The sequence below is a fragment of the Acinetobacter sp. 24-47-39 genome (assembly GCF_056783825.1).
On the sequence record NZ_JBWYIP010000016.1, the window covers coordinates 13,870 to 28,938 of the forward strand.

The 15,069-nt window shown below is 36.8% G+C and carries 13 protein-coding genes; 9 read left to right on the forward strand and 4 right to left on the reverse strand.

The genetic code is table 11. The features are described from left to right. The first annotated feature begins 11 nt into the window (after positions 1 to 11). From AC1M9C_RS13220 to AC1M9C_RS13230, 3 genes are read left to right on the forward strand one after another with little or no spacing between them, the layout of a single operon-like run. Positions 12 to 1,133, forward strand: a complete 1,122-nt coding sequence (locus AC1M9C_RS13220; RefSeq protein ID WP_481953873.1) for a phosphotransferase family protein — start codon at positions 12 to 14, stop codon at positions 1,131 to 1,133. Continuing rightward, the gene (locus tag AC1M9C_RS13225; protein ID WP_481587905.1) at positions 1,130 to 1,828 is read left to right on the forward strand and encodes a histidine phosphatase family protein; all 699 of its coding nucleotides are present in this window, start codon (positions 1,130 to 1,132) and stop codon (positions 1,826 to 1,828) included. The genes AC1M9C_RS13220 and AC1M9C_RS13225 overlap by 4 nt, the downstream gene beginning before the upstream one ends. A gap of 31 nt (positions 1,829 to 1,859) precedes the next feature. Next, on the forward strand, positions 1,860 to 2,603 hold the full coding sequence (locus AC1M9C_RS13230; RefSeq protein ID WP_179997992.1) for an SDR family oxidoreductase: 744 nt from the start codon (positions 1,860 to 1,862) through the stop codon (positions 2,601 to 2,603). Between the two features lie 24 nt (positions 2,604 to 2,627). Here AC1M9C_RS13230 and AC1M9C_RS13235 read toward each other — a convergent pair whose 3' ends face one another. Continuing rightward, on the reverse strand, positions 2,628 to 4,004 hold the full coding sequence (locus AC1M9C_RS13235; protein WP_481953874.1) for an alpha/beta hydrolase-fold protein: 1,377 nt from the start codon (positions 4,002 to 4,004) through the stop codon (positions 2,628 to 2,630). Positions 4,005 to 4,151: 147 nt separating this feature from the next. Between AC1M9C_RS13235 and AC1M9C_RS13240 the strand changes: the two genes are divergently transcribed. Continuing rightward, positions 4,152 to 4,874: an SGNH/GDSL hydrolase family protein gene (locus tag AC1M9C_RS13240; RefSeq protein ID WP_481587907.1), complete on the forward strand. Its 723-nt coding sequence runs from the start codon at positions 4,152 to 4,154 to the stop codon at positions 4,872 to 4,874. 13 nt (positions 4,875 to 4,887) lie between these two features. Continuing rightward, a complete protein-coding gene (locus AC1M9C_RS13245) occupies positions 4,888 to 5,475 on the forward strand; it encodes a uracil-DNA glycosylase family protein (protein WP_481587908.1) in 588 nt (195 codons plus the stop codon). A gap of 29 nt (positions 5,476 to 5,504) precedes the next feature. Here the strand turns inward: AC1M9C_RS13245 and AC1M9C_RS13250 are convergent, their stop codons facing one another. Together AC1M9C_RS13250 and AC1M9C_RS13255 are read right to left on the reverse strand one after the other, a co-directional pair. Continuing rightward, the gene (locus AC1M9C_RS13250) at positions 5,505 to 5,942 is read right to left on the reverse strand and encodes a hypothetical protein (RefSeq protein WP_481587909.1); all 438 of its coding nucleotides are present in this window, start codon (positions 5,940 to 5,942) and stop codon (positions 5,505 to 5,507) included. Between the two features lie 90 nt (positions 5,943 to 6,032). Further along, a complete protein-coding gene (locus AC1M9C_RS13255) occupies positions 6,033 to 7,511 on the reverse strand; it encodes a phospholipase D family protein (protein ID WP_481609651.1) in 1,479 nt (492 codons plus the stop codon). Positions 7,512 to 7,712: 201 nt separating this feature from the next. Between AC1M9C_RS13255 and AC1M9C_RS13260 the strand changes: the two genes are divergently transcribed. Further along, positions 7,713 to 8,822, forward strand: coding sequence for an S-(hydroxymethyl)glutathione dehydrogenase/class III alcohol dehydrogenase (locus AC1M9C_RS13260; RefSeq protein WP_092766302.1), 1,110 nt, complete (start codon positions 7,713 to 7,715; stop codon positions 8,820 to 8,822). A 40-nt stretch (positions 8,823 to 8,862) separates the two neighbouring features. Here AC1M9C_RS13260 and AC1M9C_RS13265 read toward each other — a convergent pair whose 3' ends face one another. Further along, positions 8,863 to 10,068, reverse strand: a complete 1,206-nt coding sequence (locus tag AC1M9C_RS13265; protein ID WP_481587911.1) for an amino acid aminotransferase — start codon at positions 10,066 to 10,068, stop codon at positions 8,863 to 8,865. A 244-nt stretch (positions 10,069 to 10,312) separates the two neighbouring features. Here AC1M9C_RS13265 and AC1M9C_RS13270 point away from each other — a divergent pair, with 244 nt between their 5' ends. The 3 genes from AC1M9C_RS13270 (at position 10,313) to AC1M9C_RS13280 (ending at position 15,040) form a co-directional block, all read left to right on the forward strand. After that, entirely contained in the window at positions 10,313 to 11,074 is a 762-nt protein-coding gene (locus AC1M9C_RS13270) for an alpha/beta fold hydrolase (RefSeq protein WP_481953875.1), read from the forward strand. 383 nt (positions 11,075 to 11,457) lie between these two features. Continuing rightward, positions 11,458 to 13,593 (forward strand): sensor domain-containing protein, encoded by a 2,136-nt coding sequence (locus AC1M9C_RS13275; protein ID WP_481587913.1) that lies wholly within the window; start codon positions 11,458 to 11,460, stop codon positions 13,591 to 13,593. Between the two features lie 409 nt (positions 13,594 to 14,002). Beyond that, a complete protein-coding gene (locus AC1M9C_RS13280) occupies positions 14,003 to 15,040 on the forward strand; it encodes a 3-deoxy-7-phosphoheptulonate synthase (RefSeq protein WP_481590965.1) in 1,038 nt (345 codons plus the stop codon). Positions 15,041 to 15,069 lie beyond the last annotated feature (29 nt).

Sequence of the window (15,069 nt, forward strand, 5' to 3'; positions counted from 1 at the left end):
AAGGAAGAAATATGTCAGTTATAGATACAGCAGGGCAAGTCAGACGTGGTGAAGAGCTCGATATCGTTTCAGTCACAACCTGGTTAAATCAAAATGGCATGGAAGTGATTGAACCTATAGAAGTTACACAATATTCTGGTGGAGCTTCGAACTGGACATACCGGCTCAAATATAGCAATGCAGATCTGATATTAAGAAGACCACCCGCAGGAACCAAAGCCAAATCTGCTCATGATATGGTTCGAGAACATAATGTTCAGAAAGCTTTAAAAGATCTATATCCAGTCGTGCCCAAAATGCTGGCATTATGTCAGGATGAATCTGTACTCGGATGCGATTTTTATGTGATGCAGCGAATCGAGGGAATTATACCAAGGGCAAAGCTTCCACCAGAACTAAAACTCACTGAATTTGATGTGCATCAGCTTTGTATAAATGTTTTAGACAAATTGATTGAATTGCACCAAGTTCCTTATCAAGGAACAGCACTTGAGCAAATTGGAAAAGGTGAGGGTTACTGTCGTCGTCAGGTCGAAGGTTGGGACAGTCGCTACGACAAAGCCCATACCATCAATGTTCCGACCTTTAAGTTTGTGCGAAATTGGCTTAAAGACAATATTCCTGAGGATTCCACCAACTGTATTATTCACAACGATTGGCGTTTTGATAATGTCATTTTGAATCCTCAACAGCCTACTGAGGTCATCGGGGTGTTGGATTGGGAAATGGCGACAATTGGTGATCCACTTATGGATTTAGGATCAGCCTTAGCATATTGGGTTGAAGAAAACGACAATATGATCTTTGAATCGACACGTCGACAACCTACACATCTTAAAGGTATGTTTACACGTAAAGAAGTTGTGGATTATTACCTAGAAAAAACAGGACTAAAGCCATCTAACTGGACGTTCTATGAAGTATTTGGGATCTTTAGATTAGCGGTCATAGCACAACAAATTTATTATCGTTATTACCATAAACAAACGGATAATCCTGCATTTAAGGATTTTTGGATTGTGATTCATGCATTACATATTCGTGCTTTAAAACTCGTAGGTATACAAAAGCTTGAAGCGAATGAAATTGCAAAAACTTATCTCGCAAAATTACAGGATATTCTGCCAAGATGACGACAATATATTTGGTCAGACATGGTCAAGCTTCATTTGGTGCTGAAAGTTATGATCAGCTTTCTCAGAAAGGTGAAGTTCAAGCACGTGTGTTGGGACAATATTTTCAAAAGTTAATACAAGAGCAGCCCTATGTATTAGCTGGCTCGATGAAACGTCATCAGCAGACGGCGGATATCTCTTTGAAAGAGTGTTTTCCTGACAGTCAGATTGATATCGATCCACATTGGAACGAATTCAATCATCAACAAGTGTTTGCAAAATATGAACCACGTTTTGCAGATCCTGCATTACTTAAAAAAGATGTTAGTCAAGCGGTAGATCCACGTGCCTATTTAGGAAAAATTTTTGAAGGTGCAATTCAACGTTGGACCAAGGGGGATCATCATCATGATTATGACGAAAGCTGGCCTCAATTTCAGCAAAGAGTACTTCAAGGCTTGAACAAACTATGTGTACAACTTGAAAAGGAAAAACCTCGCTATGCCGTAGTTTATACGTCTGGTGGTGTTATATCTGTTGTTGCAGGGCATTTACTTGGTTTAAGTTCAGACAAAACTTTTGCATTGAACTGGGCAATCACTAATACCAGTTTTACCACCTTAAGATTGGTTGGTACAGAACCACAATTACTCAGTTTAAATGAACATCATTATTTAAAAGAACAAGATCGTGATTTGCTCACTTGGATTTGATCAAGGCTATATGCCATAGAGAGAAAATGGAATGAACAAAACTATATTAATTACAGGGGCAAGCTCAGGTATCGGTGCTGGGATGGCACAAGAGTTTGCAAAAAAAGGATATAACCTAGCGATCTGTGCACGTCGTTTAGAAAGGTTGTATGCTTTAAAAGACGAAATAGAACAACGCTATCAGGTAAAAGTAAGTGCGAAGGTATTGGATGTCACGGATGATGAGCAAGTCTTCCGTGTATTTAAAGAGTTTAAAGATGAGCTAGGCACTATCGATCGAGTGATAGTCAATGCTGGTGTGGGCGAAGGACGTCGTATCGGTAAAGGTAATTTTGCGATTAATAAAGCAACAGTTGAAACTAATTTTATTTCTGCGATGGCACAATGTGAAGCAGCGGTCGAAATTTTTAGATCTCAAAATTCAGGACATTTAGTTGTAATTTCGTCGATGAGTGCTTTGCGTGGTATGCCAAAACATCTTACAGCTTATGCTGCCAGTAAAGCGGGAATTGCGCATTTAGCCGAAGGGATTCGAGCTGAACTTCTTGGAACACCAATTAAAGTTTCAACGATTTATCCTGGTTACATTCGAACTGAAATTAATGAAGGTGCTGGAAAATTACCTTTTGAGGTCGATCAAGCCACAGGATCACGACTATTAGCTGAAGCAATCGAAAAGCAACCAGTCAAAGCATATGTACCAAAGTGGCCATGGTTGCCATTGGGTTTTGCAATGAAGGTTTTACCGCTTCAGCTCGTCAATAAGCTGAGTTAAAAGAACGTCTTATAAATCCCACATTTAGTGGGATTTATTTTTAAAGAAATATTTCAAAGCATCTTGTATGACGATTTGCCAAACGGCATATGAATGTCCGCCTATATATTCTTGATAGTGAACATTGTGTCCCTGATCGATTAAATCCTGAGCGACAATCGGAGAGGTTTCTAGAATGCTTAAGCTATTATTTTGTCTCGAATATTCATAGCTATTGGCTGAAATATACCAATTGAGTTTCTTTATATTGTCTAATGTTGAAGCTCTGATCAGTTTACTCATACCATTGATTGTATCGTTTGGATCAGATTTCCACCAAAATGAACCAGAAAGTGGCACGACGTGACTAATATCATTGGATGTTTTTAACGCCAAATAAGCAGAACTCAGACCACCTAAACTTGAACCCAATAAGACTGTTTTGTTGTGATCACGTTGGTAGGGCAAATGTTGACTCATCCAAGGCAATAATTCTTCTTGAAAAAACTGTGTGTATTCTGGATTGGGGCTAAGTTCTTTAGCACGTAATTGATCATTAGGATGTCCAACAAAAACAGCCTGTATAGGTGGGAGTTGCTGTTGTTGAACCAACTGATCTAATATCTGGGGAAATTTAACTAAATGCGCATATTGCTCACCATCAAAAAAAATCAGTGTGATATATGATTTTCCGACTTGAGGTGGAGTCGCATAAATCTGGATAAGACGATCATTTCCCAAAACTTTACTTTTCAACACGGAATAAGTTAATTGTTTTTCACTTTTTTCAGCCATTTGAGTTGGATCAATAAAATTGGGCGCTCGACTGAGTTTTGCGATATTTTCATTCCTCAGCGTGGTATTCGTTTTTAAGGCAATATTTTTAGAATCAAACCACTTATGAGGATTGAAAGGGTCGAGTTGTTGTACCTTTAAAATAGATCGACGCTGATCTCGTGATTCTTTTAAATTTGGGTTTAAATGTGGGCAGTAATTTGATAAATATCCATCGATATTCGGTGAATCCACAGCAAAACTATAACTTCCGATAAATCTTGAATCAACAATACTTTCTTTAAACCAAATATCAGTACCTTTAAGTCGAGTTAACCACTCATGATCATTACTCGGACCACCGATTAATCGCACATTGTGTTTTGCACCACGATATAAATAAATGACACGTTGGTGTGTTTCATTAAAATCTTCAATTATTGGGGTTTGATTTTTACGAATTTCCGACCAAAATTGATCGAGGAGATGATTTTTTTGATCAGGATACATCTGAATCTGTTTTTGGATTTGTTGAAGCACCTTACTTTTAGCATCCATATCCTCACATACAGGGGCATAGGATTGAGTGCTGACTTGTAATGAATGATTTACAGAGAGATCAGCACTTACTGCGGAACTCACTAACATCAATATACAAAAAAATTTGATATGATGATTCATGGATTTTAGCTTTGAATTAATTATGTAAATGATAATTATTTTCAATAATAAATAGCAATGAAAATATCAAAAAATCGTTTAAAATAGGAAATATCAAAACCTAAAATCAAATACATGTTTCTTAAATTAGCGACAATCGCACTCATTCCAGCTTTACTTGTGCAAGGTTACCAAGTCAAGAAAAATACACCTCGTTTAGCAGAAGCTTTGGGGGAAAGAAATGGTTTGGTTGGTAATGGCCCTCAAATATCAATTTTAATTTTAGGTGATTCAGCTGCTGCTGGTGTGGGTGTGCAATTTCAAGAAGATGCGCTAAGCGGAACATTGTTACAAGAACTAAGAGATCATTTTCAAATTCGCTGGTCATTAATTGCAAAAACTGGAAATCGTACTTCAGATGTAATTCGAACTATACAGGCTATTAATAACGATCAGTTTGATATTGTAGTAACTTCGATAGGGGTCAATGATGTAACACAGCTCATCTCACCACAAAAATGGATCTGCCTACAAGAACAATTATATTCACTGATCGCTGAGAAATTTTCACCCAAGCTCATTATCGCGACTGGAGTTCCACCGATGAATGAGTTTCCTGCATTACCAAATCCTTTAGCTTGGTTGTTTGGAAAATATGCCCATCAAATGAATGTTGAATTGGAAAATTGGATTGAACCACAACCAAAATTTGAATTGGTTAAATATGATTTGGATGAGTATAAACAACTCAATTTGAAGATGGCTGAGGATGGATTTCATCCAAGTAAAGAAATCTATCAGCTTTGGGCAAAAAAAATTAGTTCGATTATTCAAAATCACTGTAGATCGAAAAGTTAGACCGAAATTTGATATGAGTGATATCGAAACACATCCACTTGAGCCATTTGTACCTCAACAAGCCAAATTGCTCATGCTTGGCAGTTTTCCTCCGCCGAAAGCAAGATGGAAAATGGATTTTTATTATCCGAATTTTCAAAATGATATGTGGAAAATATATGGGTTGATCTTTTTTCAAGACTCTCATTATTTTCTAGACCGTGAAAATAAACAATTCAAAGAGCAAATGCTGAAAGATTTTCTAAATGAGTTGGGCATTGCAATATTTGATACAGCCTATCAAGTACGGCGTTTGAAAGACAATGCCTCAGATCAATTTCTAGAAATCGTTACACCGACAGATATGTTTCTATTGCTTAAAAAAATTCCATATTGTCGAGATATTATGACCACAGGTGATAAAGCAACTGAGACCTTATTAAAGTCAATGAATGCGTCTGTACACACTAAAGTTAAAATGGGTACAGTCGTGGATCTGCAATTTGATAACAAAGATATCCGAATTCATCGTATGCCATCTTCTTCAAGAGCTTATCCTTTAGCTCTTGAAAAGAAAGCCGAATACTATCGTGAACTTTTCCAGTCAATTGGATTAATTTAACAACCTGTTAAAGTCAATCGAGATGCTTATTACACATCATAATCTACATAATCCCACAAGTTTAAACGTGATTTAATTTCTTTACGAATATGTGGAAGCATATTGAGTAGAGTACCATCAATCCATAAAGATAATGCTTGAGCAGATAATTCTTGTCCTTCTTCATCAACTAAGCGGGCACCCTTCACAATCACGAGCGTTTGTTCTGAGACAGAGGTTTCAATGCCTTTGAAAAAAACTTGTAACTCATGACCATTGTCTAAAATTAACCAAGCCAAATCAATTTGAACATTATGGTTAGATTTTAACGTGATAGAACCTTCAACTAAGTCTTCATCAGTAAGGCAATCATAATCAACACTAATTTTAGCTAAATACCATTCATGCTGAGATAAATCTTCAAGTGATAAAAAAGGGGTGAGTATGTCGTTCAGATTATACTGTCGACTAAGATCAAAAAATTGCATGGGAGTAGAGTAGAACCAAGGGTTCAAAAAATAAAACGTGAATAATAATGCAATTTATCCTGGTTGTACAAACCAGTCACAACAAAGAATTTACATCATCCATTCGATTGGGAGATAGGACAAAGACTTGAACATAAATCTCTGAAAACGAGTCGTTTCAGGGTCATGATCATGTATTAACTTTTCTTCACCTCGTTGTTCTTCCCATCTTAAGTTTTGATGTGCATCCAAATGTAGTTGATAGGCAACTTTGGGAAGATTTTCATCTAAAGATTGAGATATCTCTGTTTTAAAATCGGCTGACTCAATGATCAGTCCAAGTTCAGTATTCAAATACGCTGAACGTGGATCAAAATTGAATGTTCCAATAAAAACTTTATCATCTACAGTAAAAAATTTAGCATGAAGACGCGACGCATTTTTTCCTTTCGCAGGAATAACATTACCCGTCATAATTTCATACCAAGTCCGATCAGACCGTTCAATATAAGGTTTAAACTCGTAAAGTTTTACATCTGACCTTAAGAGTGGGGTTCGATATTTTTGATAAAATGCATGAACAATCGGGACATCATTTGCCAAATATGAGTTTGTTAAAACTCGAACTTTGACATTCTGCTCACTCAATTGTTTGAGGAAAGACTCACCATGAACAGTAGGAACAAAATAGGCAGACACCAAGTTTATTTCTTGAGCAGGTTTCCCCATAATGGATTTGAACTGATTAAACAGCAGTTCATGAGATTGAGCTTTCGCTCTGATTTTATTGGGGCTGTCTGCAACAAAATGAGCTTTAGACCAACGAATAGGATGTTTTTTTAAATTTTCTTCTAAAAAACGTTCTGCTTGATCAATACGTTTTTTAGTTTCAGCACCTTGAAAATTTTGCTTGGTTGAATAATGCGATCTTAAATACGCTAATTCTTTTTGAGACTGAGGAATTATTTGCTGAATATTATAACTCAGCTCATCATTCCAAAATTGGTGAAACACCGTGTTTGCAGCTGAAACTGATTGCCCTGCAAATAAAATATCCATATCCGCGAATTGAAAATTGTCACTGGCATCAAAATATTCATTACTGATATTACGCCCCCCAGTAACAGCAATCGCTCCGTCAGCAATAATCAGTTTGTTATGCATTCTATGATTGACTTTATTAAAGCGAAACACATAATCCAAAACTCTAAAGCTGCGAAATTTGTAGGGATTAAATAGCTTAATTTCGATATTAGGATGTTTAGACAATGCACTTAAGGTCGAGTCTAATTGAGTGCCATTTTGATCATCAATTAACAGTCGAACCTTCACATTACGATCAGCTGCTTTGAGTAGGTCAGACAATAAATGCTGACCTATCACATCATTTTCCCAGATATAGTACTGTAAATCGATCGTATGATTTGCTTCACGTATTAAATGAACACGTGAAGCCATACTCATAAAAGGATCATGAAGTGGTAAAAATGCAGTTAAACCTTGTTCAATATTGCGTTTTGTTTCTGGTGTATTACTGAGCCAAAGTGCGGTATGAGGTTGGATTGGGGCTTGTTTTATACTTGTATTCATCGCCAAATTACATCCAGTTAAAATAAAGAATGTGAGTAAACACAATATATGTCGCAACATAAGCATCAAAGCTGTCGTTCCTAAATCTTATTATTCAGTTGTATGGCTATAATATCATCAATCAAATAGTTGAATGTTTTTATCAAAAGCGGTTACTGTAACTTATCTGTTAAATCTTAATTTACAAAGGAAGTTTTCATCATGAAATCTCGTGCAGCGGTGGCATTCGGTCCAGGTCAGCCATTACAAATTGTTGAATTAGATGTTGCTCCACCACAAGCTGGTGAAGTATTGGTGAAAATTACGCATACAGGTGTTTGTCATACTGATGCATTTACACTTTCTGGTGAAGACCCAGAGGGCGTATTCCCTGCGGTACTTGGTCACGAAGGTGCAGGTATTGTGGTTGAAGTTGGTGAAGGCGTGACCAGTGTAAAACCAGGTGATCATGTCATTCCACTTTATACTGCAGAATGTGGCGAATGTTTGTTCTGTAAATCAAATAAAACAAACTTATGTGTCTCTGTACGTGCCACTCAAGGTAAAGGTGTTATGCCTGATGGAACGACTCGATTCTCTTATAACGGCGAACCTATTTACCATTATATGGGGTGTTCAACATTCAGTGAATACACAGTTGTTGCCGAAGTATCGTTAGCAAAAATTAATCCTGAAGCAAACCCTGAACACGTTTGTTTATTGGGTTGTGGCGTGACGACTGGTATTGGTGCGGTTCACAATACTGCAAAAGTACAGGAAGGTGATACTGTTGCTGTGTTCGGTTTAGGTGGTATTGGTTTAGCAGTTGTTCAAGGTGCTAAACAAGCCAAAGCTGGCCGAATTATTGTAGTGGATACTAATCCAGAAAAATTTAAATTGGCTGAGCAGTTTGGTGCTACAGATTTCCTCAATCCTAAGGACTATGATCAACCTATTCAACAAGTCATTGTAGAGATGACTGGCTGGGGTGTTGATCATTCATTTGAGTGTATCGGTAATACAAACGTAATGCGCTCAGCGCTTGAATGTGCACACCGTGGTTGGGGGCAATCTGTCATTATCGGTGTGGCTGGTGCAGGTCAAGAAATCTCAACTCGTCCATTCCAATTAGTGACTGGACGTAAATGGATGGGTACAGCATTTGGTGGTGTAAAAGGTCGTACTCAATTACCAAAAATGGTTGAAGATGCGATGAAGGGTGACATTCAATTAGAACCTTTTGTTACTCATACTATGGGGCTAGAAGACATTAATAAAGCCTTTGACTTAATGCACGAAGGTAAATCAATCCGTACAGTTGTACATTTTTAATTGGGCAATAAAAAACGGGCGATATGCCCGTTTTTTGTTTTTAAGCGGTAGCTTTCAAAACTTCTGCAATTGATTCAGCCACATAATCAATATTATTCAAGTTTAATCCTGCTGCGCACATACGGCCACTACGGACTAAATAAATACCATATTTATCTTTCAAAATATCCACTTGTTCGCCAGTCAAACCTGTATAACTGAACATACCTTGTTGTTTTACTAGATAGCTAAAGTCACGTTCAGGCAGAGCCGCACTCAATTTAGCATTTAACAATTCACGCATTTTAATAATACGTTCACGCATTTCTTGTAATTCAGCTTGCCATTGAGCAGTTAGATCTGCGTTGTTTAACACGTTTTCAACCAACAATGCACCTGTGCTTGCTGGACTAGAATAAATACGGCGTACAGTTGCTTTTAATTGTCCAAGCACTTTTTGAGCAGTAGCTTTATCATCACAGACAAATGTTAAGCCGCCGACACGCTCACCATACAGTGAGAAGATTTTTGAGAATGAATTACTCACAATGAAATTCATACCTGATTTATCTAAAGCACGAATAAGGTATGCATCTTCTTCAAGACCTTTACCGAAACCTTGGTAAGCGATGTCAAGGAATGGAATAAGATCATTCGTCTTAAGTACTTCGATCACTTGATCCCATTCTGCTGGCGTTAAATCTGCACCAGTTGGGTTATGGCAGCAAGGATGAAGCAAAACAATACTTTTTGCTTTTAGTGTTTTTAATTCCTCAAGCATTGCTGGAACGTTAACGCCATTTGTATCAGCATCAAAATAAGGATAGAAATGAGATTGGATACCAGCGCCATTAAAAATTGCGATATGGTTATCCCAAGTTGGCTGACTTACCCAGATATCTGACTCAGGGAAATATTTTTTCAAAAAATCAGCACCAACTTTAAGTGCACCTGAGCCACCAAGTGTTTGAATCGTGACAGCACGACCATCTTTACGCGCTTGACTATCAGGACCTAAAACTAATGCTTGAGTCGCTTCGTTATAAGATTTCAAACCATCCATTGGTAAATAAAGTTTAACTTTATCGTTGCTCGGTTCAATATTTTTGTACGCAGCTTTGACCGCATTTAACTGAGGTACAATACTGTCTTCGTTATAATATAGACCAATACTCAAATTCACTTTTTGAGTACGCTCATCTTTACTATATTCTTCCATAAGTGAAAGAATAGGGTCACCTGCATAAGCATCTACATGATGAAACATGGTCTAAATTTCCTAAAATGTTCAAAGTAAAAAGTTTAATCGGATAATATATATAATTTCCGCACGATCACAAGATCGAATTACAGGACTAATTTTTATAAAACTCAATACTTTTACTTATAACCGAATTTTTTTGATTGTCTTTAATTTACTGAATTATATAAATAAAAATTAAACTAACACCAAAATACAAACTCTACTGTTAGAATTTGAATCACATTTTTAAAGCTATTTGAGTATATATATGCGACTAAATGCTGAGATCACCAAATCAAATGCGAATCAACGTCAACCTGCTCTTGTTCTGATTCATGGTCTTTTTGGTAGTTTATCGAACCTCGGCATGCTCGCGAGAGCATTTCAGGAAACGCATGATGTCATCCAAATTGATTTGCGTAATCACGGTTTATCACCTCATTCTAATCAAATGAGTTATCAACTCATGGCGCAAGATGTTGTAGAAACTTTAGATGATATGAATGTGCAACAATTTCACATCGTTGGTCATTCGATGGGGGGGAAAGTTGCCATGCACTTAGCAAACCTTGTACCACATCGAGTAGTTAAGTTGATTGTACTTGATATGGCACCCGTCGCTTATCAAAAATCTCATCATGATCAAATTTTCAAAGCTTTAGAAGAAGTTCAAAAAGCTCAAGTTGTTTCAAGAAAGGAGGCAACCGAGTTGATGCAGAAATATATTAATGAAATTGGCGTTATTCAATTTCTGCTCAAATCTTTCCGCAATGGACATTGGCTATTCAACTTAGATGCACTTAAACAACAATATTTTCAGATTTTGTCATGGGAACGTCTTAATCCACAATCGAATGAAACTTTGTTTTTAAAAGGAGAATTATCCGATTATATTAATCTCGAGCGTGATAACGATCTTATTCGGTTCCAATATCCTAAAGCTAAATTTGTGACGATTGATGGCACTGGACATTGGTTACATGCAGAAAAACCAAGTGAGGTGATCAAAAACATTAAAGATTTTTTATAATAAATTAATAATAAGTTTAGATTATTTTTATATTATTCAACACCTACTTAATATAAGTAGGTATTTTTTTAATTAAAATCGGAATTATTTAATTCTAAGATGTCGAATTATCAAATAAATTCATTATTGTGTCGTATTTCATTATTTTTTATGCATTTTGTCTATTTAATATTCACAAGTGATAAAAATTATGTATCATGCAGAAATGGTATTTGTATTAATTTAGTCCATTTAATTGTTATTATTATCACGTATTTTAAAATTAATGATGATTAATAATCATTATTAACTAAATTTAAATACTGATTAATTAAATTCTAAATTTTTACGCTGATTTTTGTATTCGTCATTTTGATGGGTTGTTATTTTCGAATAGGTGAACTATGAGCATTCTGGATCTGAATAGAGCTGATCATTTACAGTCCAAAGCTGTGCCTTTGCATCTAACACTGTCAGATGACTTTAAATTTGCACTCGATTTACTGCCCAATTTGATTTGGGTCAGTCACACCAACTCAGGGTATTGTAATCTCGCACTTAAACAATATATCGGTGCGGATACGCAAATCTTACGTGACGTAGACTGGCTTAAATTTGTTCATCCTGATGATGCTGAACATCTTTATCAGATTTGGAATGATGCTCAAAAAAACGGTCAGAAATTTGAAAAAGAGTGTCGTATAAAAAATAAATCAGGTGAATATCTTTGGTTCTTAATGCTTGCTGAACCTAAGGTGATTCAATCCAACCAGCAAAATTGGATGATAAGTTGCACAAATATCCATGATCGTACAATCAAAATGCGTGAAACTGCTGAGGCCTTGCGTGCGAATACAGATATGCTCGATGTCAGCGTAGACTGTATAAAAATTATCACACCAGATGGCAAGCTTGAACACATGAACAAATCTGGATGCATGGCATTACTGGGTCAAGAGCGTGTTAAGAAATTTGGAATGGATTGGTTAACGCTGTTACCACCTGAAGTACGTGAACAGGGGGCAAAAGCGATTAAAACAGCAGCTCGAGGGAAGAATGCCCGTTTTGCGGGGATGAGCACACACGGCGATACTGTGATGTATTGGGATAATATTTTAACACCTGTGCATGATGAACAAGGAAATACGACCAGTATTCTCTGTGTATCACGTGATATTACCCGTCAACGTGTTGCCGAAGCTAAACTAAAAATCAGCAGTGAATATGATGATCTGACTGGTCTGATGAATCGTCGTGCCTTCAAAAATAAATTAAAAGCGGCGATTTCACAAGCAAATCGTGAAAAAACACTTATTGGTATGATGTTTATTGATCTCGATCATTTTAAAAACATTAACGATACTTTAGGTCATCCTGCTGGAGATCATCTACTTAAAGTCTTATCTAAACGTCTGCAAAAGAGTTTGGATCGCAAGTGTATTGTTTCACGTTTAGGTGGAGATGAATTTGCAATTATTGTCCCAGGGATGACCTCAGAAGAAGAATTACATCAAACCACACAGAAAGTGCTTAAACAAAATATTGCCCCCATCACTTATGCAGGAAAAGTGATTAATAGTGGGATGAGTATTGGATGTGCCATTTATCCTAAAGATGCTCAAGATGTATTCGGATTGATGAAATGTGCGGATACCGCTCTAAATGATCTTAAAGAAAAAGGTCGTGGTGGGTATCGTATGTATGATGACGAAATGTTTGCACTTGCTGAAAAGAAGATGCAACAACTTGATACTGCTCGCTATATCATACAGGACAATTTAATCGAACCGTATTATCAACCTAAGGTTCGCTTAGATAACTGTCAGCTAATCGGATTTGAGGCTTTGATGCGTTGGCATGATACACAGCAGCAACTTCATTATCCAGCTTCAATCTCAGAAGCGTTTAACGATTATGAGCTGGCCAGTAAAATCAGTGAAATCATGCATCAAAAGATTTTCAGTGACATGGCAGATTGGATGTCTAAGGGCGTTCAACTTGTACCGATCTCAATTAATGCCTCTCCAGTTGAATTCATGCGTGACAATTATGCAGAATTGTTAATTCAACGTTTAGAACGACATCAAATTCCTGCTCATTTAATCGAGGTTGAGATTACAGAACATATTCTGGCTGAGCGTGGAATAGAATTTGTGATTCGAGCACTACAAAAGCTCAAAAATTATGGTCTTCGAATCTCATTGGATGATTTCGGAACCGGTCATTCTTCAATGACGCATTTAAGAGATTATCCTGTCGACTGTCTCAAGATTGATTATGCTTTTGTGAATCGAATGAATGAGGAGAAGTCAATCAATTCAATTGTAGAGGGCATTGCTAAGCTCGGACCTATTCTGTCATTGGATGTGATCGCAGAAGGTGTCGAAACATGCCAACAGCTCTTAAGTCTTCAGGATGTTGGCTGTGCATATGGTCAAGGCTTTTTATTTAGCCAAGCGATTTGTAAGTCTGAGGCTGAGCAACTGATGCTCAAACAAGTATGTGCTATAAAAGATTGGCTTCCTACAGATAAGCAATAAACCATTGATATATTTGAGTTATGATTGATATAACAATATTTTTTATATAAATTGCTTGTCAATCAGTCTATTTATGCGTATTTTACTTTTAAGGGTTATATTTTAGATAATTTGATGAAAACGACACACTTGATTACTAACGCTTATTATTATTTTTGGCAATTTAACATCTAGTTGCCTAGACGCGTTCGGGCAACAAAAATGTTGCCCATCAAGTTTATACCTGATTGGCAACACCAATCAGGTTTTTTTTCATCTCAACAAATATAGGAGCATCTCATGAAAACATTGAATACTTTTTATTTTAGCAACGGTTATTGGTTCTATTTTAGTCAAGAACAAAACCCAGCCAATAGACACCTCACGCTCAAATAAAAGATAGGGCAATTGCTGCCCAAAGGAATTCAAGATGAATGCAATTAATTCTCAGCTTATAACCACAGCTCAACATACTTTAGAAAAAAAATTAAGCTTACCATTAGAACTAAAATCAGCTTTACCAGTTAGTCCGATAGTTTCACTTCAAATTCGTCAACATCGCCAAACAATACAAGACATTTTAGCGGGTCATGATCCACGTTTATTGGTCATTACTGGTCCATGTTCGATTCATGATCCTAAAGCAACCCTCGAATACGCACAAAAATTAAAACAACTGCAAGAACAAGTCAAAGATCAGATTTTCATCGTGATGCGTACTTATATTGAAAAACCTCGCACCACTGTAGGATGGAAAGGCTTCTTGTATGATCCAGATTTAAATGGTTCAGCAGATATGCAAAAAGGACTTGAACAGTCTAGATCACTCTTCATTCAAATTGCTGAAATGGGTTTGCCGTTGGCCACAGAAATCTTAAGCCCAATGGCAACAGGATATTTTGATGATTTGATTTCATGGGGCGCGATTGGGGCGAGAACAAGCGAGTCGCAAATTCACCGTGAAATATCTAGCCATATGCCTTATAGCATTGGGTTCAAAAACGGTACAGATGGATCAATCCAAATTGCATTGGATGCGATTCAGTCCGCTTCACAACCGCATCAATTTCTTGGTTTAAGTCAAGATGGTGGTCCAAGCATTTTATCTTCAAAGGGTAATCCGCATGCACATTTGATCTTACGTGGATCGAATCAGGGTACAAATTACCAATTATCTGAAATTAAAAAGATTCAAGAAAACAATAACCATGTACTACCAGCTTTGATTATTGATTGTAGCCATGGAAACAGCGCTAAGAATCCATTGAATCAACCTGCTGTATTAAAGCAAATTGTGAATGAACGACCTCAAACACAAGTCCGTGGCGTCATGCTAGAAAGCTTTTTAGTCGATGGCAATCAGAAAATTTCTGATCACATGACTTATGGTCAATCAGTGACTGATGGATGCTTGGGTTGGTTAAGTACAGAGCAATTGATTTTGGATGTTGCTCAACAACTCTCCTAATATAATTCGTAAAAAAGAACCCATGAAAT

Excerpts from the sequence above, each read along its gene's own strand:
- AC1M9C_RS13250 (WP_481587909.1), bottom strand. The coding sequence starts at position 5,942 with ATGCAATTTTTTGATCTTAGTCGACAGTATAATCTGAACGACATACTC.
- AC1M9C_RS13270 (WP_481953875.1), top strand. The coding sequence starts at position 10,313 with ATGCGACTAAATGCTGAGATCACCAAATCAAATGCGAATCAACGTCAA.
- AC1M9C_RS13230 (WP_179997992.1), top strand. The coding sequence starts at position 1,860 with ATGAACAAAACTATATTAATTACAGGGGCAAGCTCAGGTATCGGTGCT.
- AC1M9C_RS13280 (WP_481590965.1), top strand. The coding sequence starts at position 14,003 with ATGAATGCAATTAATTCTCAGCTTATAACCACAGCTCAACATACTTTA.
- AC1M9C_RS13255 (WP_481609651.1), bottom strand. The coding sequence starts at position 7,511 with ATGAATACAAGTATAAAACAAGCCCCAATCCAACCTCATACCGCACTT.
- AC1M9C_RS13245 (WP_481587908.1), top strand. The coding sequence starts at position 4,888 with ATGAGTGATATCGAAACACATCCACTTGAGCCATTTGTACCTCAACAA.
- AC1M9C_RS13275 (WP_481587913.1), top strand. The coding sequence starts at position 11,458 with ATGAGCATTCTGGATCTGAATAGAGCTGATCATTTACAGTCCAAAGCT.
- AC1M9C_RS13240 (WP_481587907.1), top strand. The coding sequence starts at position 4,152 with ATGTTTCTTAAATTAGCGACAATCGCACTCATTCCAGCTTTACTTGTG.
- AC1M9C_RS13235 (WP_481953874.1), bottom strand. The coding sequence starts at position 4,004 with ATGTTAGTGAGTTCCGCAGTAAGTGCTGATCTCTCTGTAAATCATTCA.
- AC1M9C_RS13225 (WP_481587905.1), top strand. The coding sequence starts at position 1,130 with ATGACGACAATATATTTGGTCAGACATGGTCAAGCTTCATTTGGTGCT.
- AC1M9C_RS13220 (WP_481953873.1), top strand. The coding sequence starts at position 12 with ATGTCAGTTATAGATACAGCAGGGCAAGTCAGACGTGGTGAAGAGCTC.
- AC1M9C_RS13260 (WP_092766302.1), top strand. The coding sequence starts at position 7,713 with ATGAAATCTCGTGCAGCGGTGGCATTCGGTCCAGGTCAGCCATTACAA.
- AC1M9C_RS13265 (WP_481587911.1), bottom strand. The coding sequence starts at position 10,068 with ATGTTTCATCATGTAGATGCTTATGCAGGTGACCCTATTCTTTCACTT.